The sequence below is a fragment of the Xanthomonas sp. AC360 genome, from assembly GCF_979258225.1.
The window spans coordinates 4,990,452-5,013,041 of sequence record NZ_OZ409846.1; the positions used below are offsets into that span (position 1 = coordinate 4,990,452).

Annotated in this window: 18 protein-coding genes, 1 other RNA gene and 2 pseudogenes; 8 read left to right on the forward strand and 13 right to left on the reverse strand. The window is 64.2% G+C overall.

Translation table 11 applies throughout. The annotated features are described in order from the left end of the window. Positions 1-125: 125 nt before the first annotated feature. On the reverse strand, positions 126-479 hold the full coding sequence (locus ACZZ0O_RS21490; protein ID WP_055849330.1) for a DUF1304 domain-containing protein: 354 nt from the start codon (positions 477-479) through the stop codon (positions 126-128). Positions 480-798: 319 nt separating this feature from the next. Continuing rightward, entirely contained in the window at positions 799-2,169 is a 1,371-nt protein-coding gene (locus tag ACZZ0O_RS21495; protein ID WP_463591801.1) for an NTP/NDP exchange transporter, read from the reverse strand. A 367-nt stretch (positions 2,170-2,536) separates the two neighbouring features. On the opposite strand from ACZZ0O_RS21495, the gene ACZZ0O_RS21500 reads away from it, so the two are divergent. Continuing rightward, positions 2,537-3,880 carry a serine hydrolase domain-containing protein gene (locus ACZZ0O_RS21500; protein ID WP_311238716.1) on the forward strand — a complete coding sequence of 448 codons (1,344 nt, stop codon included), beginning with the start codon at positions 2,537-2,539 and terminating at the stop codon, positions 3,878-3,880. A 420-nt stretch (positions 3,881-4,300) separates the two neighbouring features. Here ACZZ0O_RS21500 and ACZZ0O_RS21505 read toward each other — a convergent pair. Both ACZZ0O_RS21505 and ACZZ0O_RS21510 read right to left on the reverse strand, forming a co-directional pair. Continuing rightward, a non-coding RNA gene (locus ACZZ0O_RS21505) (sX9 sRNA) lies at positions 4,301-4,376 on the reverse strand. Between the two features lie 556 nt (positions 4,377-4,932). After that, positions 4,933-5,412, reverse strand: coding sequence for a histidine biosynthesis protein HisIE (locus ACZZ0O_RS21510; protein WP_082473483.1), 480 nt, complete (start codon positions 5,410-5,412; stop codon positions 4,933-4,935). Positions 5,413-5,635: 223 nt separating this feature from the next. On the opposite strand from ACZZ0O_RS21510, the gene ACZZ0O_RS21515 reads away from it, so the two are divergent. Then, positions 5,636-5,893 (forward strand): hypothetical protein, encoded by a 258-nt coding sequence (locus ACZZ0O_RS21515; RefSeq protein WP_463591802.1) that lies wholly within the window; start codon positions 5,636-5,638, stop codon positions 5,891-5,893. 35 nt (positions 5,894-5,928) lie between these two features. Continuing rightward, positions 5,929-6,369, forward strand: a complete 441-nt coding sequence (locus ACZZ0O_RS21520) for a hypothetical protein (RefSeq protein WP_463591803.1) — start codon at positions 5,929-5,931, stop codon at positions 6,367-6,369. A gap of 34 nt (positions 6,370-6,403) precedes the next feature. Here the strand turns inward: ACZZ0O_RS21520 and gcvH are convergent, their stop codons facing one another. The 8 genes and pseudogenes from gcvH to nudE all read right to left on the reverse strand — a co-directional run bounded on the left by gcvH (position 6,404) and on the right by nudE (position 12,484). Next, a complete protein-coding gene (gene gcvH / locus ACZZ0O_RS21525) occupies positions 6,404-6,799 on the reverse strand; it encodes a glycine cleavage system protein GcvH (RefSeq protein ID WP_055849316.1) in 396 nt (131 codons plus the stop codon). 138 nt (positions 6,800-6,937) lie between these two features. After that, positions 6,938-8,047: a glycine cleavage system aminomethyltransferase GcvT gene (gene gcvT, locus ACZZ0O_RS21530; protein WP_323521366.1), complete on the reverse strand. Its 1,110-nt coding sequence runs from the start codon at positions 8,045-8,047 to the stop codon at positions 6,938-6,940. A 160-nt stretch (positions 8,048-8,207) separates the two neighbouring features. Next, positions 8,208-8,642, reverse strand: coding sequence for an NfeD family protein (locus tag ACZZ0O_RS21535; RefSeq protein ID WP_115528625.1), 435 nt, complete (start codon positions 8,640-8,642; stop codon positions 8,208-8,210). A gap of 3 nt (positions 8,643-8,645) precedes the next feature. Continuing rightward, positions 8,646-9,612 (reverse strand): annotated as a pseudogene (locus tag ACZZ0O_RS21540) (SPFH domain-containing protein). Positions 9,613-9,772: 160 nt separating this feature from the next. Continuing rightward, positions 9,773-10,108 (reverse strand): YnfA family protein, encoded by a 336-nt coding sequence (locus ACZZ0O_RS21545; RefSeq protein WP_104616724.1) that lies wholly within the window; start codon positions 10,106-10,108, stop codon positions 9,773-9,775. Beyond that, positions 10,108-10,959 (reverse strand): annotated as a pseudogene (gene mazG / locus ACZZ0O_RS21550) (nucleoside triphosphate pyrophosphohydrolase); the annotation flags it as partial. The pseudogene mazG and the gene ACZZ0O_RS21545, both read right to left, overlap by 1 nt. Before the next feature lie 179 nt (positions 10,960-11,138). Further along, the gene (gene cysQ / locus ACZZ0O_RS21555; protein ID WP_115513572.1) at positions 11,139-11,939 is read right to left on the reverse strand and encodes a 3'(2'),5'-bisphosphate nucleotidase CysQ; all 801 of its coding nucleotides are present in this window, start codon (positions 11,937-11,939) and stop codon (positions 11,139-11,141) included. Then, entirely contained in the window at positions 11,936-12,484 is a 549-nt protein-coding gene (gene nudE, locus ACZZ0O_RS21560) for an ADP compounds hydrolase NudE (protein ID WP_055849296.1), read from the reverse strand. The genes cysQ and nudE overlap by 4 nt, the downstream gene beginning before the upstream one ends. Before the next feature lie 41 nt (positions 12,485-12,525). Here nudE and bioA point away from each other — a divergent pair, with 41 nt between their 5' ends. After that, positions 12,526-13,944 (forward strand): adenosylmethionine--8-amino-7-oxononanoate transaminase, encoded by a 1,419-nt coding sequence (gene bioA / locus ACZZ0O_RS21565; RefSeq protein WP_463591804.1) that lies wholly within the window; start codon positions 12,526-12,528, stop codon positions 13,942-13,944. Further along, the gene (locus ACZZ0O_RS21570; protein ID WP_463591805.1) at positions 13,935-14,669 is read left to right on the forward strand and encodes a 16S rRNA (uracil(1498)-N(3))-methyltransferase; all 735 of its coding nucleotides are present in this window, start codon (positions 13,935-13,937) and stop codon (positions 14,667-14,669) included. Before bioA ends, ACZZ0O_RS21570 begins: the two co-directional genes overlap by 10 nt. A gap of 483 nt (positions 14,670-15,152) precedes the next feature. Here the strand turns inward: ACZZ0O_RS21570 and ACZZ0O_RS21575 are convergent, their stop codons facing one another. After that, the gene (locus ACZZ0O_RS21575) at positions 15,153-16,151 is read right to left on the reverse strand and encodes a glucokinase family protein (RefSeq protein WP_323518478.1); all 999 of its coding nucleotides are present in this window, start codon (positions 16,149-16,151) and stop codon (positions 15,153-15,155) included. Between the two features lie 719 nt (positions 16,152-16,870). On the opposite strand from ACZZ0O_RS21575, the gene ACZZ0O_RS21580 reads away from it, so the two are divergent. The 3 genes from ACZZ0O_RS21580 to ACZZ0O_RS21590 all read left to right on the forward strand — a co-directional run bounded on the left by ACZZ0O_RS21580 (position 16,871) and on the right by ACZZ0O_RS21590 (position 22,509). Continuing rightward, positions 16,871-19,552 carry a TonB-dependent receptor gene (locus tag ACZZ0O_RS21580; RefSeq protein ID WP_463591806.1) on the forward strand — a complete coding sequence of 894 codons (2,682 nt, stop codon included), beginning with the start codon at positions 16,871-16,873 and terminating at the stop codon, positions 19,550-19,552. 203 nt (positions 19,553-19,755) lie between these two features. After that, positions 19,756-21,438, forward strand: coding sequence for an alpha-L-fucosidase (locus ACZZ0O_RS21585; protein WP_463591807.1), 1,683 nt, complete (start codon positions 19,756-19,758; stop codon positions 21,436-21,438). Positions 21,439-21,441: 3 nt separating this feature from the next. Continuing rightward, entirely contained in the window at positions 21,442-22,509 is a 1,068-nt protein-coding gene (locus ACZZ0O_RS21590) for a glycosyl hydrolase family 18 protein (RefSeq protein WP_161963124.1), read from the forward strand. Positions 22,510-22,590: the final 81 nt, after the last annotated feature.

Here is a 22,590-nt window from a genome sequence, read left to right on the forward strand (position 1 = left end):
GCCTACCTCTCAGTCTCAGGTGGCTGTCTTGCAGGCGTGGGCTTGCCCGCGAACCGGCGTGACCGGTGATGTGGCATCGCGGGCAAGCCTGCTTACGAGAGGCAAACACCCTGCCAACAGACGCCTCAGTGCGGTAGCCACACCAACCCGAGCGCGATCAACGCGGGCACCGCCTGCACGAAGAAAATGCGGCGGTTGACGCTGTAGGCGCCGTAGCACCCCGCCACTACCACACAGCCCAGGAAGAAGCTCAGCACATCGACCCGTGCCGCCAGCGCGCCCCAGAGCAGACCTGCGGCGAGAAAGCCGTTGTAGAGGCCCTGGTTGGCTGCCAGCACGCGTGTGGCCTGTGCCTTCTCCAATGTGTTGCGGAAGGTCTTCAAACCCAATGGGTGCGTCCACAGCGCCATCTCCAGCACCAGGATGTAGACATGCAGCAGGCCGACAAGGATGCCGGCGATGATCGCGAACAGGGACATGGCGAGAAAGTCGTGTGGACGTGGCGGCAAGCATAGCCGCGATGCCGCGCCGGCTGTCTGGCAACACGCACAGAGATCGTGCCTTGAACGAGATGACGTCACCAGCGCAGCACTGGCCCACGCGTGATGACCGATGTCGCGTGCTGGCTGTCATCCGCTGGCTGCGGAGTGCGCGCGCAGTCGCGGGATAGACGCCCCGCACAAGCACTACCACGCGTCAGTACCTGGCCGCCCGACTATGCGCGCGCCATCGCTCCATGGATGTTCCGGCAAGGCCGACATGCGTAGCGACAACACAGCTGCAAGCACGTGGCGCGTGTCAGCCCTGCGACTCCGCTGCGCGCCCGTCCGCCACACCATCGCGCTCTGCAGGCAACTTGCGTGCTTCGCGCAGCATGCCGAACGTGCCCAGCGTCATGCCCACCGCCGCCAATAGACCAACCCCGAACACCGCGGTGGACCCCAAGCCCGATACCAGCTTGTGGATCCACACAAAGCTCAGGTCGCCGCCGCGATAGACCACCGTGTCGATCGCCGCACCGGCCTTGTAGCGCCATTCGCGGCTGACTCGCGTGTACAAAGTTTCGCGCGCCGGCTTGGCCAGTGCAAACTCGCTGGAGCGCGTGATCACCTGCACGATGGCGATCATCAGCGGCAATGGCGACGCCGCCAGTACCGCGTACCCCAAGGTGATGGCCACCCCCGGAATCAGCAGCGCCGGTGCGATGCCGAAGCGCGACAACAGCGCGCGCGTCACCAGCAATTGCAGCACCAGTGCGAGCGCGTTGACCGCCAGGTCGATACTGGCGTAGTACGCGGTGCTGGCCGCCGCATCGGTATAGAGCCGCCGTACCAGCGCCGCCTGCTCGTTGTAGAGCAAGGTGCCCACGCCCACGCCGAATAACGTCATCAACGCCAGCCAGCGCAGCAACGGCTCGCGCACGATCAGCTTGAGGCCGCCGAGCACGTCGCCGCCCATCGGCACCTCACCGGAGTCCAGTTGACGCTCCTGCTCGCGCGCCACCGCCCACAGCCGCAGACGCAGCACGCACACTACGCAGACCGTCAGGAACCCGGCCGACACCAGCATCAGGTGCGCAATGCCGATGCGCTCGACCAAGGTGCGGGTGAGGATCGGCCCGAGAAACGCGCCCAGGGTGCCGGCCGCGCCGATATAGCCGTAGTAGTTGCGCGCTTCGGCATTGCTGAAGACATCGGCCATGAAGCTCCAGAACACCGCCACGGCAAACAGGTTGAAGACCGTGAGCCACAAAAAGAACGCCATCCCGCGCCCTGGCACACCGCTGTCGAACAGCACGTAGAACAGCAGCAGGGTCGCAATGAAGAACCCGTAGACCAGCGGCAGGAACACGCGCCGCGGATAGCGGCTGACCACCGCGCCGTACACCGGCTGCAGCAGCAGCATGATCAGGAAGGTGCAGGTAAACAGCACCTGCAAGGTGAAGTCCTTGAGCGGCATGCCGTGCGCGGCGAAGAAGCCGATCATGCCGGCTGGAAACAACGCGGCCACATCCGACGACGCACCCATCGCCTCACGCACCGGACGCAGCACGTAGTAACCGCTGAGCAGGCAGAAGAAATACAGGAACGACCACGCCAGCGGTGGCGAGCTACGCAGCGCAGCGCCCAGACGGCCAGCCGCCGATCGCGGCGCAGAGGGACGATTCATGGCGTCAACATCGCCCGTGCGAACGAGCCCGACAACAAGAACATGGCGGCGGCAGCACCTGACGAAGTAGCGCGCAAGTTAGCCGATGCGGCGCAGCACCACCAGCAGCGGAGGCAGGATGCTGCGACGCGTACGTGGGCTGCCCCGGCACGGCACTTGCAACCCGATTCGCGTGCACCCTGCATGGCGTCGCCACGGCCCTGACCAGCCCGATTTCTGAACCAAAATCGTCAATAGGATCAATATGATGCCCATTCATCTTCCGGCAGTTTGTGCTATTGCGAAGCGCGAGGCTAGAATCGCTCCAAGCAGTGGAACAGGCGGGACAACCATGACAGTAATGCGCAGGCGCCGACGGTTCCGTCCGTTGGCCATCGGGCTGCTCGGGGCGTTATTGCCTCTGGCCCTCTCTTCCACGGCACAGACGCCCGCGCCCACCGCTTATGCGCTGCAGCCGGCGACCGTCGCGCAGTCGCCCACCGCCCCGCTTCCATATCGCACCTCGTTGCCGGCCAGCAGCGTGTTGGCGCCGGCCGCCGGCTTCGACGTGGCGGCATTCGAATCGATGGCCGACCAGTTGACCTACGGCAACCGCGTGCCCGGCATGGCGATGGCCATCGTGCAGGGCGGCAAGGTGCTCAGCGCGCGCGGCTATGGCGTCACCGACGTCAATCACCCGCAACCGGTCGATGCGCATACCGTGTTCCGCCTGGCGTCGCTGTCCAAGGCCTTTGCCGGCACCATGGCTGGCCTGCTGGTCAACGATGGCGTGTTGCGTTGGGACAGCAAGGTGGTCGACTACGTGCCCGGCTTCCAGCTGAGCGACAACGTCGCCACCCGGCAGCTCACTGTCGCCGAGGTGCTCAGTCATCGCGTCGGCCTGACCCGCAATGCCTACGACCGCGATATCGAATCCAACGTCGACTATTACTCGCTGAGCCACAAGCTGGCCGCCGCGCCGCTGCGGTGCGCGCCAGGCGATTGCTATGCGTATCAGAACGTTGCCTTCAGCCTGGTCGGCGATGTGGTCTTCGCCGCCTCCGGCAGTTTTTACGAGCAATCGGTGGAGCGCCGCATCTTCAAGCCGCTCGGCATGAACGATGCCAGCATGGGTCTGGCCGGCATCCAGGCCAGTCCGCATTGGGCACGCCCGCACGTGCGCAGCCGCAACGGCTGGGTGTCGCTCACGCCCAAGCCCACTTACTACCGTCTTGCTCCTGCTGCCGGCGTCAATGCCAGCGCCAGCGACATGGCGCAATGGCTGCTCGCACATACCGGCCATCGCACCGACGTGTTGCCTGCGCCGCTGCTGGCGACATTGCACGCGCCACTGATTTCCACGCCGGGTGAAATGCGTTCGGGCTGGCGCCATGAGCGCGTGGACGCGGCCAGCTACGCGCTGGGCTGGCGCGTGTTCGACTATGCGGGCCACCAGGTGGTCTTCCATGCCGGTGCGGTGCAGGGCTACCGCGGCCTGGTCGCGTTGCTGCCCGAGCGCGACGTCGGTATCGCCATCATGTGGAATGGCGAAAGCGGCCTGCCCTCCGGCATGCTGCCGACCATTCTGGACCGCGCCCTCGGTTTGCCGGCCAAGCGTTGGCTGGATATCGATGTGGACGGCGACTTCGGCAGCGAGAACATGCTGGCAGAGAAGGCCGACCCGGCTGGCAAGGGTGCGTCGTCGGGCAAGTCGGTGGCATCGCCGCGCTAAGGCGAAGCGCAGGCACCGTAGCGGTGCATGCTGAAACACAGGCGGCCTTGGCCGCCTGTGTTGTTTCTGATCGCTGGAGTCTGCGGGTGGTTTGAACGCCCTGGCGCCAGGCGTGTGCTGGCAGCGTGCATGGCGTGCTTGGGGGGGGCGTGCTTGCCGTGCTCGGCGTGCATGAGACCAACGCTGCAACGCGATACTGCATCTGCGGCGCACCGCTGGGCTTGGTTCGTCGCCGCTGCACGTCGTCTTTGCATGTAGAGAGTGGATGCGGTTGCTGGGCAGCGGATCGACGCGAGAGGTGCAGGCGCCTTGATCACGCCTTCTTCGTGCGAAGACGCCGGCTCGCAGGCGCCGTCAGGCTGCCGCACGCGTCATTGCTGGATCCACGACACCCTGCACCACAACGCATCGGACCAAGAGCGCTAACAACACGTCGCGAGCAGTCGTCTGGTGGTGTGGACCGCACACTCAGAACCGGAGTGGACGTGTGGTCCATGCGGCACCGAGCACCGGCCGCGCCCGCCTGGCGGTGAGCACAGTCGTGTTGTTAGCTGCTCTAAAGCATCTGGCTGTCGCGTGGTCGGGAGACGGGCGTCGGGCAGTGCGACGGCGGCAAACTGTCATTGCATCCAGCTGACCAATGGCCCAGGGAATCGGACTGGACAAGTGGTGGCCGAACAATCCCTCCGGAACGCCGATACCGATGCCGATATCGATACGGGTTGGAAGCATCGCCGCCTCAACGCAAGTGCAGCCTTGGGTGATGCATCGGACGCGTCAATGCGTCGCGCAGAACTCTCTTTTTGAGAAGCTCTCGGCGTTGGCGTTGGCGTTGGCGTTGCCGTTGCCGTTGGCGGTTGCCGTTGGCGGTTGGCGGTTGGCGGTTGGCTACAGCTCCAGACCGTGCCACCTCGCGAACCACGTCGCCTCGATGACGGTCGGCATTCGCGCACTGCATCGGACGTGGTCACGGAGCCGCGCAATAAAAAAGCTCCCTCCCCGCTGGGCGTCGGGGAGAGAGCTCGATGTTTACGGCGATCGGGTGTTGCAGATCAGATCAGCGGTGCCGGAGTTGCGGGCAGCGCGACCGGAGCGGCCTTCTTCTTGCGAGCGGCCGGCTTCTTCTTGGCGACCTTCTTCACAGCAGGCTTCTTGGTAGCAGCCTTCTTGGTGGCGGACTTCTTGGTCGCCTTCTTCGCGACTGCCTTTTTGGCAGTTTTCTTCACTGCTTTCTTGGCGGCCTTCTTGACGGCCTTTTTGGCGGCAGTCTTCTTGGTCGCCTTCTTTGCGGTCTTCTTCACTGCCTTCTTGGCGGCAGTCTTTTTGGTTGCCTTCTTGGCAGTCTTCTTCACTGCTTTCTTGGCGGTTGCCTTCTTGGCAGTCTTCTTGACGGCCTTCTTGGCAGCAGTCTTCTTCACTGCTTTCTTGGCAGTTGCCTTCTTAGCGACCTTCTTGGTCGCCTTCTTGGCGGCGGTCTTCTTCACTGCCTTTTTGGCGGTGGGTTTCTTTTTCGCAGCTTTTTTAGTGGCCATGTAATTGGCTCCTCGTCAGTGAACTATGGAGGTGAAACGCCCAGTTGAACCAAACCCCGCGTCGGCATGCCGTCGTCGGGTACCGTCCGCAGGTAATGCGCGACGGGACGGATACAGAAACACCCGCATCGAACGGCGACACGGGTGCGTAGTCGAAACGACAACTGCTTTTTTGGAGAGAAGCGGACCCGACTCCACCATTGAGTGTGCTTCGGTGGACGTCTTGAACAAGCGTGTCGGCTCGATGTCGATTCTGCTCACTCTCTTTCGCAGCAATGTCTGCTGGGCGAAACCTAATCACGCTTTTTTTTACTGTCAACACTCTTTTGCATTTTTTTTTCAGCCGACCATCGCCATGTTCGCCATCGAAGTCGGGCAAACGCACCGCGCGCGGCAAGCTGGATGGGTTGGAAGCGCGCGCCCACGCAACAGTGTTAGCGAAAAAGCACTTCTTTTCCGCTGTTTTCTTCAAGCGCTCTAAATCCGCACGATGCAGGGCGCGGTAACGCTGCGACGATGCGCTACGCGTTGCGGCATCGCTTGCCGCCTGTCCGCCAGCTGAAAATTTTTTATCCGACAACTCCGCTTCCGACGTCGTACGAGCAGAAATGCGCAAACTTATTGCGCCGTTCGATCGCCATGCAGGTGCGCTTGCGCATCGCCGACAGCGTGTTGCGCAACGTCGATCGGTCATCGATGCATGTTGCGAGCGTCGAATTTTTTTCACCGAGCACACCCCAGACCCTCACGAGCGACTCACGTCAGAAATCCGGCGCACCGGGATGCAGGCGGTTGTGCGGCGACAGGTCGCGCATGGATGCCTCCACGCGCATCGCCAACAGCCTTTCCAGCCTGCGAGTGTCAGCACGTGCAGGTGGCTGCCCAACCGCCCCCTCGATCTCGATCTCGAACGCACACCGCACAGCGGCGACGCGCCAAAAAAAATGGCCGCTCTGAGAGCGGCCATCGGTGCGCAGCAGGGAAGACGGACTCAGTGATCGTCGTCTTCGAGCAGCTCGGCGTAGTCGTCGGGCGACAGTAGATCGTTGAGCTGCTCCTTGTCGTCGAGTTCGACAACGAAGATCCAGCCCTCGCCATAGGCGTCTTCGTTGATGGTTTCCGGCTTGTCGCTCAGCGCGCCGTTGACCTCGACCACGGTGCCGCTGACCGGGCTATAGACATCGGATGCGGCCTTGACCGACTCGACCACCGCCGCGCCGTTGCCGACCTGCACGGTGTCGCCGACGCTCGGCAGCTCGACGTAGACCAGGTCGCCCAGCAAGCCTTGCGCGTGGTCGGAAATACCGACGGTCACGCGGCCGCTGCTTTCGACACGGGCCCACTCGTGGGATTTGAGGAACTTGAGGTCGCCAGGAATCTCGCTCATGGGTGTGCTCCGGGGAAACTGGGGTTGGGGACAGGTGGTTAGTTTAGACCGCGCGACAAGACAGGTGCACGCATGTCGGTATGGCTGGGTTGCATGCGGTGACAGGAGGCCGGCCGAGGGCGACCGGCGTCATGCGACTCAGTCACCAAGAACGCCGGGCTGCGCCTGACCGTCGCGCACGAACGGAAACTTCACCGCGCGCAACGGGACCTGCTTGCCGCGAATGTCCACGCGCAGGTCGTCGATGCTGCCGGCCGGCACGCGTGCGAATGCGATCGCCTTGCCGAGCGTCGGCGAGAAGGTGCCGGACAGGATCTCGCCTTCGCCGCTGGCGGTGAACACGCTCTGGCCGTGGCGCAGCACGCCCTTCTCATCCATCACCACGCCGATCAGTTGACGCGGCGCGCCCTGTGCCTTTTGCGTTTCGAGCACGGCGCGACCGATGAAGTCGCGGCCTTCGTCCAGGGTGATCGTCCACGCCAACGCAGCCTCATAAGGAGTGACCGCGTCGTCCATGTCCTGCCCATAGAGATTCATGCCCGCTTCCAGACGCAAGGTATCGCGCGCACCCAGACCGGCCGGCTTGACGCCCTGCGCGAGCAGCGCATTCCAGAACGCGACCGCCGCGTCCTGCGGCAACACGATTTCGAAACCGTCTTCGCCGGTGTAGCCGGTGCGCGCAACAAACAGGTCGATGCCATCGCGCGAGCGCGTCTGCAGTGCGGCGAAACGGCCGAGCTTGCTCGCTGCCGTGGCGTCGGCTGGATCGACCAGTTCGATGACCTTGGCGCGTGCGTTGGGGCCCTGCACGGCGATCATCGCGAAGTCGCCGCGCTCTTCCACGCGTACCTCGAAGCGTGCGGCCTGTTCGCCGATCCACTGCAGATCCTTTTCGCGGGTGGCGGCGTTGACCACCAGACGGAAAAAATCTTCGGTCATGAAATAGACGATAAGGTCGTCGATCACCCCGCCCTGCGGATTGAGCATGCAGGTGTACAGCGCCTTGCCGGACACCTTGAGCTTGTCCACCGAGTTGGCGAGCAGGTAGCGCAGGAACTCGCGCACGCGTGCGCCGCGCAGATCGACCACGGTCATGTGGCTGACGTCGAACATGCCGGCGTCGCGACGCACCTGATGGTGTTCGTCCAGCTGCGAGCCATAGTGGATCGGCATGTCCCAACCGCCGAAGTCGACCATCTTGGCGCCGAGCGCGCGATGGGTGTCGTTGAGGATGGTCTTCTGGGTCATGGGCGCCGGTCCTATGGAAAGATGCCCATTATCGCTGCCTGGCCATGCTTGCGGGTAACCGCGTCATTGCGCAGACGCAGCACCGGCCCAACCGTGCAATTGGGCACAAGCACGCCGCACTGCAGCAATGTGCGGCCGGGCTGCTCGCCGTGCTCGGCGATCAGCTAGTGGCTTGCACCTGCAAGGTCATGCCATCGACGCCGACGATGCGCACCGGCGCGCCGGCAGGCAGATCCGGACCACTGACCACCCAGAACGCATCGTCGACCTTGGCGCGACCGCGGCCATCGTGGATGGCTTGATCGAGCAGCACACGACGGCCGATCAATTGCTCGGCACGTTTGTTGAGCAAGGGGCGATCGCTCTGCCGCCCCTTGCCGCGGAACCAGGTGCGATAGACCTGTACCGAGACGAAGCTGAGCACGACGAATGCCACGATCTGCACCAGCAGCGACATGCCCGGCAGCGCCAGCACGAGCACGCAGACGGCGGCGGCGGCAATCCCCATCCACAGCAGGAACGCGCCGGGCACCAGCGTCTCTGCGGCGATCAACAGCAGCGCCAGCACCGCCCAGATCACAACGTCCCAGCGCATGGCTCAGCCTCCCGCACGCGGCGGCATCGGCGGCATGCGTACGGCTGGCGCGTCGGGCTTGCCCATTGCTTCCTTGGCCAGTTCGGCGATGCCGGCGAGCGAGCCGATGATGCCGCTGGATTCCATCGGCATCAGCACGAACTTCTGGTTGGGCGCGGTGGCCAGTGCCTTGAACGCCTCCACATACTTTTTGTGCGACGAAATAATTGATTGCCTGCACGCTGCCGTTGGCGATCGCATCGGACACCACCTGGGTGGCGCGGGCTTCGGCCTCGGCCAGACGCTCGCGCGCCTCGGCGTCGCGGAAGGCGGCTTCCTTGCGGCCTTCGGCTTCGAGCACGGCCGCCTGCTTCTCGCCCTCCGCGCGCAGGATCTCCGATTGACGCGAGCCTTCGGCTTCCAGAATCTGCGCGCGCTTTTCGCGCTCGGCCTTCATCTGCCGCGCCATCGAGTCGATCAGATCGCGTGGCGGCTGGATGTCGCGAATTTCGATTCGCGTGACCTTGATGCCCCATGGGTTGGTGGCCTGGTCCACCACGCTCAGCAACTGCGCATTGATGGTTTCGCGCTGGCTCAGCGATTCGTCCAGATCCATCGAACCGATCACGGTACGGATATTGGTTTGCACCAGCGCGATGCTGGCGATCTCCAGATTGGAGACTTCATAGGCGGCCTTGGCTGCATCCAGCACCTGGAAGAACACCACACCGTCCACGCGTACCACCGCGTTGTCCTTGGTGATGACATCCTGGCTGGGCACGTCCAGCACCTGTTCCATCATGTTGATCTTGCGGCCCACGCCATAGACCACCGGCACCAGAAAGTGCAGCCCCGGACTCAGGGTGTGGGTGTAGCGGCCGAAGCGCTCCACTGTCCACTGAAATCCCTGCGGCACCATACGCACGGTCTTGAACAACACGATGACGCCAGCGACCAGAACGGCCATGGCCAAAAACGAAGTCGGAAACATGTGCATCCCCCTTGCATGTGACGAGTCAATCCTTGCAGCAGTATGCACCCGCGCTGCCCGTCACCGGCTTGGGGATGCTGTGCAGGAATGCGCTCGCGACCATTACCGCGTCGCGCAGCAAGCGCCTCGGCGTGCGCGGATCACACGACCGACGCCAAGCTCAGACGTTGCGCGGCGCGAACATGATGACGGCCATGCCGAGCAGACAGCAGGCGGCGCCGAGCAGATCCCATCGCGTCGGAGTGATGCGGTCCACCCACCACAACCACAGCAAGGCACTGGCGATATAGACCCCGCCATAGGCGGCATACACGCGTCCGCTGGCAGCCGGATGCAGACTCAACAGCCACACGAAGATCGCAAGGCTCAGCGCGCTGGGCAGCAGCAGCCACGCGCTGCCGCCTTTGCGTAGCCATAGATAAGGAAGGTAGCAGCCGACCAGTTCGGCCACGGCGGTGGCGACAAACAGCAACAGTGTGGTCAGCGCGGCGCTCATGCGCTGGACACGGCGCCGGCATCCGGCACCGCGGCGGCGGATTCGTCGCGCTTGACCTGTTGCCACAGCGCTTCCTGCGCGCCCAGCGACAACGCATCCAGCGTAGTGCCCTGCGCGTGCGCCTGCGCTTCCATCGCACGGAAGCGCCGTTCGAATTTCAGATTGGCATGCCGGAGCGCGGCGCCCACATCGACCTTGGCGTGTCGCGCGAGATTGGCGCAGACGAACAGCACATCGCCCAGTTCGTCTTCGAGGCGCGCCTGATTGTCGGCCATCGGGCCGCGGGCGAATTCCACCCGCAGCTCTTCGATTTCTTCCTGCAGTTTTTCCAGCACCGGCGTCGGGCCAGGCCAGTCGAAGCCCACCCGCGCCGCACGCGACTGCAACTTGGTGGAACGCTGCCACTCGGGCAGTCCGCGCGCGATGCCGGCCAGCGCAGAGTCGTCCTGGTGTCCTGCGGCGCGGCGTTCTTCGCGTTTGATCTGGTCCCAGTTGGCGCTCACCGCCTGCGCATCGTCCGCCGTTTGCGCCGCGAACACGTGCGGGTGCCGGCGCACCAGCTTGTCGCTGAGTGTGGCGACTACATCGGCAAAGTCGAACGCGCCCTGTTCGGACGCCATCTGCGCATGGAAGACCACCTGCAGCAGCAGGTCGCCCAACTCGTCGCGCAGCCCGGGCAGGTCGTTGCGATCGATCGCGTCGGCGACCTCGTAGGCTTCTTCGATGGTGTACGGCGCGATGGTGGCAAAGCTCTGCTGCACATCCCAGGGGCAACCGTGCTCACGGTCGCGCAGGCGCGCCATCAACTGCAGCAGGCGGTGGATATCGCCGGTGGGCGGAGTCTGGAGCATGGTGTGTTCCTGGAGCGATGTTGGAAGGCGCATTCGCGGCGAGAGCGCTGACGCAGTGCGGCATTGCGCGTGGCAGCAACTCCGACGCGCGATGCCGCCGCAGTGTACCGGTCAGCCAATCAGGACCTTGCGCATCCGCGTTGCCTGGCGTGCGACATGCGCACGGCAGGCGGGCATGCTCAGGCCAGCCAATCGCGCCAAGGCAGATTGGGATCGCCCAGCGCGATGAAGTCGCCATTGAGCAAGGTGTCGCGGCGGTTGTAGCGGAACGGCTTGCCGGAACCGCCGGCCAGCAGCACACCGCCGGCGGCGTGCAACACGCATTGGCCGGCCGCGGTGTCCCATTCGGAGGTGGGGCCGAAGCGCGGATAGACATCCAGGTCGCCTTCGGCGATGCGGCAGAACTTCAACGACGAGCCTTGCGCCACCACGTCGATCTCCCCCATGCGCTCCAGCGCGGCCGCAGTGCGCGCGTCGCGATGCGAGCGGCTGGCAGCGACCCGCAAGGGTGTGGCGGCCGGTGTGCGGGTGTGCAGCATCTCGTCGCGGTCGCCGTCGCGGCGGAACGCGTTCTCGCCGCGTGCGGCGTACCAGACCCGGCCATCGACCGGCGCCTGCACCACGCCCAGCACCGGCGCGCCCATGTGGATGAGGGCGATGTTGACGCTGAACTCGCCGTTGCGTTTGACGAACTCGCGGGTGCCATCCAGCGGATCGACCAGCCAGTAGCTGGTCCAGTACTGCCGCTCTTCCCAGGCTACGTGCGCGGATTCTTCCGACAGCACCGGCACGTCGGGCGTGACCCGACGCAGGCCATCGACGATGACGCGATTGGCAGCCAGGTCGGCCTGGGTCAACGGACTGGCATCGTCCTTGATCTCGACCGCGAAGTCCTGCGCGTACACCTGCATGATGGCCTCACCCGCTTCGCGAGCAATAGCGATCACGGTTTCGCGCAGTTCCATCGGGATACGGATCATGGGTTGCGCTCCAGCCACTCGCGCGCGATGAACAAGGCGGCCAGCGAGCGGCCTTCGGAGAAATCGTCGCGCAGCATCAATTCGTCCAGACGAGCGATCGGCCAGGGCACCACTTCCATCTCTTCCGGCTCATCGCCGACCAGGCGCTCGGGATACAGGTCGCGCGCCAGCACCAACCAGGATTGGTGACTCATATAAGTAGGAGCGAGCGTCATCGCGCGCAGCACCTGGACCTGCCGCGCGCCGTAGCCGGCTTCTTCCTTGAGCTCGCGGTCGGCCGCCTGCTCCGGGGTCTCGCCGGCATCGATGCGCCCCTTGACCAGACCCAGCTCGTAGCGGTGCACGCCGGCGGCGTACTCGCGCACCAGCAGCACGGTGGTCGCGTCGAGCATCGGCACCACGACCACGGCACCGTGGCCCTGGCTGAGTTGCCGTTCGTAGAGACGGCGCTGCCCGTTGGAAAACTCCAGATCCAGTTGCTGGCGACGGAACGGCCCGTCGCCAAGATCGGTGATCTTGTGGATGGTCGGCAGACGCGGGCTCATGCGTGGCACGCAGCCGCGGAGCGGACCGATAGAATAGGCAGATGCATCGACATGTTCATGAGCCCGAAATCCTAGCAGACCCTGCAGCCTCCGAAGCTGCCGAACATTGGCGGCAACGCGATCTTGCGGTGCTGTGGCACCCGTGCACACAGATGCGCGAGCATCCGCACACGCTTCCGCTGGTCCCCATCGCCGGTGGCCAGGGTGCGTGGCTGATCGGTCACGATGGCCGTTGCTATCTGGACGCGGTCAGCAGCTGGTGGACCAACCTGTTCGGCCATGCCGAGCCGCGTATCGGCGCGGCCATCGCGCAGCAGGCCGGCACCCTGGAGCAGGTGATGCTGGCCGGCTTCACCCACGCGCCGGCAGTGCAGCTGGCCGAGCGCCTGCTGGCGATTGCGCCGCGCCAGCCCGACCGCCCACCGCTGTCCAAGGTGTTCTATGCCGACAACGGCTCGGCCGGCGTCGAAGTGGCCTTGAAGATGGCCTTCCATTATTTCCACAACCGTGGCGAGCATCGCCGCACGCGTTTCATCGCGTTGGAAAACGGGTATCACGGCGAAACCATCGGCGCACTGTCGGTCGGCGACATCCCGTTGTATCGGCGCGTGTATGCACCGCTGTTGTTGCAATCGCTGTTTGCACCGTCGCCCGACGCCTACCTGGCCGAGCCGGGCCAGAGCGCGGAAGACTACGCACTGCAGGCGGCCGATGCGCTGCAGGTACTGTTCGAACAGTCGCCGGGCGAAATCTGCGCGCTGATTCTGGAACCACGTGTGCAATGCGCCGGCGGCATGCGCATGTATCACCCGGCGTATTTGCGCCGTGCTCGCGCATTGTGCGATGCGCATGGCGCGTTCCTGATCGCCGACGAGATCGCCACCGGCTTCGGACGCACCGGCACCCTGTTCGCCTGCGAACAGGCCGGCGTGATGCCCGATCTGCTGTGCCTGTCCAAGGGACTGACTGGCGGCTTCCTGCCGCTGTCGGCGGTGCTGGCTACGCAGCAGTTGTACGACGCGTTTCTGGACGATTCGCGCGAGCGCGCGTTTCTGCATTCACACAGCTATACCGGCAACCCACTGGCGTGCGCGGCGGCATTGGCGACGTTGCAGATCTTCGCGGACGACGACGTGATTGCGCGCAACCAGCACACCGCCGCGCGCATGAGCGCCCTCGCTGCGCAGATCGGCGAGCACAGCGCGGTGGCGGACGTGCGCCAGGCCGGCATGATCGTGGCCTTCGAGTTGACCCAGGGCGGCGACAAACGCACTCCCTTCCCCGCCGCGGCACGGGTTGGATTGAAGGCGTATCGCGCGGCGCTGGAGCGCGGCGTGGTGCTGCGCCCGCTGGGCGACGTGCTGTACTGGATGCCGCCGTATTGTGTGGATGAGGCGCAACTGGCCTTGCTTGCCGAGACCACCCGTCACGCCATCGACGAGGCCGTCGCATGCGCCTGACCCGGTCCCATGTTGCGTTGCCGCTGCAGTGCGACCAGGAAGTAACCCTGCCCGAAGAGTCCGCCAATCATCTGCTGCGCGTGTTGCGCCTGCGCGAGGGCGATGCCTGCATCCTGTTCAACGGCGATGGCAGCGACTACCACGCGCGGATCACCCTGGCTGGCAAGCGCGAAGCGCGTGCGCTGGTCGAGCGTGCGGAAGCGCTGTGCAACGAATCGCCCTTACGCATCACGCTGCTCCAGGGCATCGCGCGCGGCGAAAAAATGGACCTGATCCTGCAGAAAGCCACCGAGTTGGGCGTGGCCGCCATCGTGCCGGTCAACGCCGAGCGCACCGAGGTCAAGCTCGATGCAGCACGCACGGAAAAACGCATCGCGCATTGGCGCAGCGTGGTGGTGTCGGCCTGCGAACAATCCGGCCGCGCACGCGTGCCGACCGTCGCCGCGCCGCTTGGCTTGCAAGAGGCCGCGCAGGCCAGCGACCCGCAGGCGCGACGGCTGACCCTGGACCCGCAGGGCGAGCATCGCCTGTCCACCCTGAGTGCCGATGTCGAGCAGGGGCTTATCGTGGCGATCGGGCCGGAAGGCGGCTGGTCGCCACGCGACCGCGCCACGCTCGCCGCTGCCGGTTTCACCGGCCTGCAATTAGGCCCACGCATCCTGCGCACCGAGACCGCCGGCCTGGCCGCCATCGCGGCATTGCAGGCGCGGTTCGGGGACCTGTAGGTTCAAGGACGTGCAGGACATCGCGGCTGCTGACGCGGAGTGCGGGTAGTGTCACGCCTCGTGTGACCGAACGATTGGCGACCCCGCACGGTGGCGGGCAACCCACGTAGGAGCGCACCCGGGCGCGAGAAGCGTTATCGGTAACGCCCTATCGCGCCCAGGTGCGCTCCTACGGGGTGCGGCGATGCAATTGCCGAGAGGCCCGATACAGCACGAGTGGAATTACCGCAAAGACGCACGGCGCCCGGCCAATGCGTAGGAGCGCACCAGGGCGCGAGAAGCGTTATCGGTAACGTCCTATCGCGCCCAGGTGCGCTCCTACGGTGTGCGGCGATGCGATTGCCGATAGGCCCGACACAGCACGAATGGAATTACTGCAAAGATGCACGACGCCCGACCAAGGCGTAGGAGCGCACCCGGGCGCGAGTGCGTTACCGGTAACGCCCTATCGCGCCCGGGTGCGCTCCTACGGCGTGTCGTGCGTCAGCGGCCGTGCTGCAAAAACCAGCTGGCCGCGCCGATGACGCCGAGCTGGCCGTGTTCGACGATGCTGACCGGCACCTGCTCCAGGGCAGGACGCAAGGTGCCCTTGTCGAGCAGGCGGGCGGTGAAGTCGCTGGCGGCAATGAACTCGGCAATCTGCGGCAGGAACCCGCCGGCCAGATAGACGCCGCTGCGGATGCCGTAGAGCAGCATCATGTCGCCGACCACGCTGCCCATGAACCCACAGAACGCCTGCAACGCATCGCGCGCGAGCACGTCGTTACCGGCCAATGCGGCGGCGGTGACATCGGCCGGGCCTTGATGCACGGCAGGCTCGCCACGCAGCGCGGCCAACGCGGTGTAGAGGTTCAACAGGCCAGGGCCGGACAACAAGGTTTCGGTGCCCACATGCGTGCGCGTACGACGCAGTTCCTGCAGCAAGGCCACTTCCAGATCGCTGGCGGCGGCAAGCGCGGCGTGGCCGGCTTCGGTCGGCAGCACCATCGGGTTGGCGCCGTTGGGAATCCACACCGCAGCACCCAGCCCGGTTCCCGGACCGAGGACCAAGGCCGGGCCGGGCGCGCCCTGAGCGGGGCCGGACAGCTGCATGACCTGATTGCCGGTCATGTAATTGGCCGCGTAGGCGACCGCTTCGAAATCGTTGACCAGATGCAGCGCCTGCATGCCGAGCTGGCGGCGAATCTGTTCCGGCGCCAGCACCCACGGCAGGTTCGCGGTGATCACGCTACCGTCTTCCAGCGCATAACCGGCACTGGCGATCACGCCGCGCCGCACTGGCGCGCATCCCATCTCGGCAAAGAACGCGGACATGATCTCGGCCAGGCCCGGATAATCGGCGCAGCGGTACTTGCGATACTCCAGCACGGTGACCGGCTTGCGCATATCGGTGCTTGCGCAGACCAGCGCCAGGCGCACATGCGTCCCTCCCACGTCTGCGGCAACGAAGGTGTCGGGGCGCGGAAAGGCCACCGCTTCCATTGGGCTGCTTGCGCTCACGCATTCTCCTGATAAGTGGCAGCGGGCTGGCGTCATGTCCCGTTGTCCGACGAACGGCAGCGGGTAGACAACGTTGTCAGTAATCGCCCTGTAACGCAACCGTGGCGGCGACGATCAGGGCATTCTCCCGCACCGCCCATCATCCACGAAAAATCCGCATGCATCACGGAGATTTCTGCATAAAAACCGCGTATGTACCAGTGGAATGCCATCCGGCCATAGAAGCCGCCAATTGCGGGTTGGCAACGGAATGCCGCATGTGCGCACGCTCTCAGCGACTTCGACGATCACGTCGCAAAAAATGCTGCATTGCAGCGCAATCGCAAGCGCTTCAGAGATCTGTGACGATGTGTTGACAACGCTGTCAACGCTACGCGAGACTCGATCCAAATCGGGGTTCTGGCAGGAGGGGCCAGCAACTGTTCGGTACTGAAGAACGGCGCTTCCCTCGCCTGCCACGCCAGATTCGTGAGTGGCGCGTCATCCGACGTTCGACTCGCCGATGTCGCATTCGCTCCACCGCTTCACCACACGGGGGACACCTCCTCTACCACGCGCATCGACGCCACCTGCTGCCATTGCGGAGCACGGAGTGCGATCACCGCGATCGGTCAGGGCGTGTTGTTTTGCCGGCCACGCCGAGCGCGTTGTGCCCACTACGGGCCATGCGCACTCACAGCACTAACCAATGAGGTTTAGCCATGCACAGCCGCACCACGACGTTAGCACTCTGTATCACCGCCGCTCTGTACTGCTCCGGCTCTGCAATGGCTGCCGGACAAGAACAACAAGCCCCGGCTGGCGCCACGCCGTCGGCCACCACCGAGTTGGACACCATCACCGTCACCGGCTACCGCGCGTCGCTGGAGAAGAGCCAGGCGGTCAAGCGCTCGGCCAACTCCATCGTCGATGCGATCAGCGCAGAAGACATCGGCAAGTTCCCGGACATCAATGCGGCCGAATCGCTGTCGCACCTGCCGGGCATCAGCGTCGACCGCCAGTTCGGCGAAGGCGAAAAGGTCAGCATCAACGGTACCGACCCGGCGTTGAACCGCGTGCTGCTCAACGGCCAGACCATCGCCTCCGGCGACTGGGGCGGCAACCCGACCGACACCAGCGGCCGTACCTTCAACTACACCCTGCTGTCGCCGGAAATCATCGGCCTGATGGAGGTCTACAAGACTCCTGAAGCGCGCATCGATGAAGGCTCGATCGGCGGCACCGTGATCGTGCACACCCGCAAGCCGCTGGACCTGCCCAAGAACACCATTCGCGGCTCGGTCGGCTACAACTACAACGACCGTTCCGAAGAAGGCAATCCGCGCGGTTCGGCGCTGTGGAGCTGGAAGAACGACGACGAAACCTTCGGCGCGTTGATCTCCGCCACGCACGACAAGCAGGACCTGGCACGTGCCGGTATCGAGTACTTCGGCTATACCACCGGTGCCGGCATTCCGCCGACGGCCACCATCACCGGCGACGGCAGCGATGTGGCCACCGCACGTGTGCCGGCCGGTATCAGCAGCGCGTTCTTCCAGCAGACCCGCGAGCGCAGCGGCCTGCAGGGTGCGTTGCAGTGGAAGCCCAACGAGCAGAACGAGTTCAACCTGACCGGTCTGTACATCAAGGGCAAGTACAACAACTTCAGCCAGGCGCGCTATGTGTGCCCGGCCTGTAACGACGACCGCCAGAAGATCACCCAGGCCAATGTGCAGAACGGCGTGGTGACCTCGGCCACGGTCAGCGATGGCGCAGCGGGTCAGCCGTACGCGCAGCTGGATGCCAACTACCGCGAGAGCACCGTCACCACCAAGAGCCTGAACCTGCGTCACGACTGGTCCGGCGAGAAGTGGGTATTCACCACCCAGGCCGGCTACACCGAGGCCACAGGTGGCAAGAACCCCGAATACCTGATGAAGTACCTGATGCAGGACGGTGGCTACAATTACGCGTTCGACGGCAGCAATACGTCGGTCAACTACGACAACGGCGGCGCCTCCAACTGGGCACTGCCGGGCAACCCCGCCGGCCTGGCGCCGGGCCAGGAAGGCAATATCCCGGGCACCAACACCGGCATCATGCAGGCCGGCGGTATCGCTTACCAGAAGAGCAAGGACGACGAAAAGTACTTCCAGTGGGATGCCGCGCGCGACCTGGAATGGGGCCCGTTCACCAAGCTGCAGTTCGGCTACAAGTACATCAACCACAACAACGGCGTCGACGCGCGCGGTAACCGCATCAACACCACCGACCCGGTGTCGCTGACGCAGTTCAACCCAGGCACTACACCCAGCAGCCTGTACGACGGCCTGGGTGCCAGCGGCGACTTGACCACCTGGCCAACCGCCAACCTGGGCGCCGTGCGCAGCTACTTGCTGTCGCAGCCGCAGGGCCCGTACCGCACCGATTTTGGCGCGTCGTTCGACGTCAAGGAAATCACTCAGAACGTCTACACGCAGTTGAACTACGAGACCGGCAAGTGGCGCGGTAACGTCGGCGTGCGCCTGGTCGACACCACCGACAAGTCGCAGTTCTGGCAGAGCAATGACGGCGGCACCAGCTTCCAGCGCGTGGCCGAAACCAATGACTACCGCAAGGCGTTGCCGAGCTTCAACATCGCCTACGACATCACCGACGACACCGTGCTGCGCTTCTCGGCGGCCAAGGTCATCGCCCGTCCGCGTTACGCCGATCTGGCAGGTACGTTCACTGTCAACAGCGGTAACGGCAACCTGACCGCCAACGGCGGCAACCCGGATCTGAAGCCGTACGAGTCCACCAACTACGATCTGGCTGCCGAATGGTACTTCGCTCCGTCCAGCATGTTGTCCGGTGAAGTGTTCTATCGCGACATCAGCTCCTACATCGTCAACACCACGGTCACCCAGCAGCTGAATCCGGCACCGCCGGCCATCGCTGGCCTGTACCAGGTGACCACACCGGTCAACGTGTCCGATGCCAAGGTCAAGGGTGTGTCGGTCAATTACCAGCAGAGCTTCGGGCTGGGCTTCGGTTTGCAGGCCAACTACACCTTTGCCGAGTCCGACTCCAGCTCTGGTCTGAATCTGCCGTACCTGTCGCGCGATACCTACAACGTGATCCCCTACTGGGAACACGGCGACTGGATGGTGCGTGTGAACTACAGCTACCGCTCGAAGTACTTCACCCAGATCGGTCGTCTGGAGTCGCGTGACTTTGCAGATGCTTACAAGCAGCTGGATCTGAACGCCTCGTACCAGATCACCGACTACATGGGCATCACCGTCGGCGCGACCAATCTGCTGGATTCCACCTACCGGGTCTTCAGCAACACCCGCGATACCCCCACGGCGTTCTACAAGAACGGCCGCGGCTATCAAGCCCAGCTCAACTTCAAGTTCTGATGTAGCACCGGCGCGCCACCGACCCTCCACGGTGGCGCGCTTTTTTGACCTGTGCGTTGCATGCAGCGCACAGGTTGATGTTGTACCAAGGAGTGGTACTGGCCACGCCCCTTCGCGGTTGAGGGAGCATGGCCAGGCCCGCTTTTGCCATCCACGTGCCGGCTGCATGCGACCGACACGTTTCGCTTAGAGGAGCAGTTCCCATGACGACCGATAGCCGCATCCATGCGGCTCCATCCCGCCGCCACGCCGGAGCTGCACCCAGAACGCGAATGCTCGCGCTCGGTCTGCTGCTGGCGTTGCCTGCTGCCACGCTCAGCGCGCAATCGCCCACTGCAGCCACCGCCACCACGCTCAGCCCTGAGGTCATCGACCAGCAGTGGCTCGATGCCACCGCCAAGTACGCGCCCGAACGCGAGCGCCTGGTGCGCGAAGCCGAAGCTGGCGCGCGCAAGGGTCCGTTCCGCCCCGACTGGGCTGCGCTGAAGGCGTACCAATCGCCTGCGTGGTACGACAATGCCAAGTTCGGCATCTTCATCCATTGGGGCGTGTTCTCGGTGCCGGCGTTTGGGAGCGAGTGGTATTCGCGCAACATGTATCTGCAAGGCTCCAAGGAATTCGCCCATCACGTGGCGACCTACGGCCCGCAAGCGACCAGCGGCTACAAGGATCTGATTCCCAAGTTCACCGCGCCCAAGTTCGACCCCACTGGCTGGGCCAAGCTGTTCCGGCAATCCGGCGCGCGCTATGTAGTGCCGGTGGCCGAACACCACGATGGCTTTGCGCTGTACGACTCCAAGTTGTCGGACTGGACCGCAATGAAGATGGGGCCCAAGCGCGATCTGCTGGGCGAGCTGTCCACCGCAATCCGCGCGCAAGGCCTGCACTTCGGTTTGTCGTCACACCGCGCCGAACACAACTGGTTCTTCGATGGCGGGCGTAAGTTCGATTCCGACGTCAACGACCCGCGCTATGCAGCGCTGTACGGCCCGGCGCAGGTGCGCCTGCCGGGCAAGGACGACGGCGATGTGGCCAACGACTGGACGCCGGTGTCGCAGGCCTGGCTGGACGACTGGCTGGCGCGCACCACCGAGTTGATCGATACCTATCAACCGGACCTGATCTATTTCGATTGGTGGATTGCCCACCCGACGTTCCGGCGCAGCCTGCCAACGATGCTGGCGTATTACTACAACCAGGGCGCGGCGCGCACCGAGGCCGATCGTGGCGTGGTGGTCAACTACAAGCTCGGCGCGTTTCCGGAAGGCGCCGGCACGCTGGATATCGAACGCGGCCAGCTCACCGGCATCCATCCCACCCATTGGCAGACCGATACCTCGGTCAGCAATGCCTCGTGGGGCTACATCGAAAACGACACCTACAAATCGCCCACTTTCATCATCCACATGCTGGCCGATGTGGTGGCCAAGAACGGCAACCTGATGCTCAACATCGGCCCGCGTGCCGATGGCTCGATCCCCGACACCGAGCGCGGCATCCTGCTGGCGATCGGCAAGTGGCTCAAGACCAACGGCGGCGCGATCTACGACAGCAAGCCGTGGCGCGTGTATGGCGAAGGCCCGACCGACGTGGTGGGCGGCACCTTCCAGGACGTCAAGACCAAGCCGTATACGTCCGACGATTTCCGCTTCACCACCCGCGATGGCGCGCTGTATGCGATCGAGCTGGGTTGGCCGACCGATGGCGAGACGGTGATCCGCTCGCTCAACGCCACCGATGGCGTGCGCGGGGTCACTTTGCTGGCCAACGGCAAGAAGATCCCGTTCGAACAACGCGCCGATGGCCTGCATCTGCGCCTCCCCGCAAAGCCGGTTGGCGAGAGCGCGTATGTGTTCCGCATCGACCTTTCTACCCCTACTCCCTGACGGATGTTGTCCTCCATGAGCAAACGATTGACCTGGATGTTGCTTGCGCTGGCATTTGCCTGCGTCCCGGCCCTGGCCAAGAACCCCACGGCGTTGTTCTATCTGATGAACACGCAGAAATCGACCAACTCGTTCATTGCCAACGTCGACAAGATCGACGTGGTGGTGCCGACCTGGTATGGCGTGGATCAGAACGGCCTGGTCAACGGCACGCCCAATATGTACCTGTACGACATCGCCAAGCAGAAGAAGCTGCGGGTGATGCCGATCCTGTCGATGACCACCGGCCGCGACGGCTTCCACAAGCTGATGCACGACGAAGCAGCCAAGAAGCGCATGATCGAATCGCTGCTGATCCACGGCAAGCAGCACAAGTACTACGGCTTTCAGTTCGATTTCGAGAACATCGCCTGGACCGATCGCGACGCCTACACCTTGATGGTGAAGCAGACCGCCGATGCGCTGCACAAGGCCGGTTTCAAGATGTCGGTGGCGGTGGTGCCCAATGCACCCGGCCACGCCGAAGGCGGCCAGTTTTCCAAGTGGATGTGGGAATACTGGCGCGGCGCGTATGACCTGAAGGCGCTGGGCCAGGCGGCGGATCTGGTCAGCATCATGACCTACGACCAGCACACCCGCTGGACCACGCCCGGCCCGGTCGATGGCATGGTGTGGATGAAGAAGCATCTGGATTACGCAATCACCCAGGTACCGAAAGAAAAGCTCTCGCTGGGCATCGCCACCTATGGCTACCGCTGGTTCACCGGCAACCCGGTGAAGGAAGACGGCACCGAGGCGTCGAATATTTCCGCAACCTACATCGATGCCGACGAATCCTTCCCGCTGGCGATCGAACAGAACGCTACCGTGCAGTGGGATCCGGTCGAACAGGAATCCTGGTTCTACTTCTACCGCGACGACATGCGCGAGTGGGTGTTCCGCCCGGACGCGCGCAGCTTCAAGGCACGCTACGAGATGGCCAAGCAATACGGTCTGGAAGGTTTCAGCTGCTGGGTGCTGGGCGCCGAAGACCCGAAGGTGTGGGACGAGCTGCCGACCGCGCAGCGCTGATCCCTGTTGCATGCCTGGCGCACGCCGATGAAGCGTGCGCCAGTGCCTGTGTGAGTCGCTGCGGCTTTGCTACTGTGCGTG

Bases quoted from the DNA above. Each gene is read 5' to 3' on its own strand.
- ACZZ0O_RS21535 (WP_115528625.1), bottom strand. From the start codon at position 8,642: ATGCGCTGGGACGTTGTGATCTGGGCGGTGCTGGCGCTGCTGTTGATC.
- ACZZ0O_RS21570 (WP_463591805.1), top strand. From the start codon at position 13,935: ATGCGCCTGACCCGGTCCCATGTTGCGTTGCCGCTGCAGTGCGACCAG.
- bioA (WP_463591804.1), top strand. From the start codon at position 12,526: ATGCATCGACATGTTCATGAGCCCGAAATCCTAGCAGACCCTGCAGCC.
- ACZZ0O_RS21580 (WP_463591806.1), top strand. From the start codon at position 16,871: ATGCACAGCCGCACCACGACGTTAGCACTCTGTATCACCGCCGCTCTG.
- ACZZ0O_RS21590 (WP_161963124.1), top strand. From the start codon at position 21,442: ATGTTGTCCTCCATGAGCAAACGATTGACCTGGATGTTGCTTGCGCTG.
- nudE (WP_055849296.1), bottom strand. From the start codon at position 12,484: ATGAGCCCGCGTCTGCCGACCATCCACAAGATCACCGATCTTGGCGAC.
- ACZZ0O_RS21490 (WP_055849330.1), bottom strand. From the start codon at position 479: ATGTCCCTGTTCGCGATCATCGCCGGCATCCTTGTCGGCCTGCTGCAT.
- ACZZ0O_RS21545 (WP_104616724.1), bottom strand. From the start codon at position 10,108: ATGAGCGCCGCGCTGACCACACTGTTGCTGTTTGTCGCCACCGCCGTG.
- ACZZ0O_RS21575 (WP_323518478.1), bottom strand. From the start codon at position 16,151: ATGGAAGCGGTGGCCTTTCCGCGCCCCGACACCTTCGTTGCCGCAGAC.
- ACZZ0O_RS21520 (WP_463591803.1), top strand. From the start codon at position 5,929: ATGCGCTACGCGTTGCGGCATCGCTTGCCGCCTGTCCGCCAGCTGAAA.
- gcvH (WP_055849316.1), bottom strand. From the start codon at position 6,799: ATGAGCGAGATTCCTGGCGACCTCAAGTTCCTCAAATCCCACGAGTGG.
- ACZZ0O_RS21495 (WP_463591801.1), bottom strand. From the start codon at position 2,169: ATGAATCGTCCCTCTGCGCCGCGATCGGCGGCTGGCCGTCTGGGCGCT.
- ACZZ0O_RS21510 (WP_082473483.1), bottom strand. From the start codon at position 5,412: ATGGCCACTAAAAAAGCTGCGAAAAAGAAACCCACCGCCAAAAAGGCA.
- cysQ (WP_115513572.1), bottom strand. From the start codon at position 11,939: ATGATCCGTATCCCGATGGAACTGCGCGAAACCGTGATCGCTATTGCT.
- gcvT (WP_323521366.1), bottom strand. From the start codon at position 8,047: ATGACCCAGAAGACCATCCTCAACGACACCCATCGCGCGCTCGGCGCC.
- ACZZ0O_RS21585 (WP_463591807.1), top strand. From the start codon at position 19,756: ATGACGACCGATAGCCGCATCCATGCGGCTCCATCCCGCCGCCACGCC.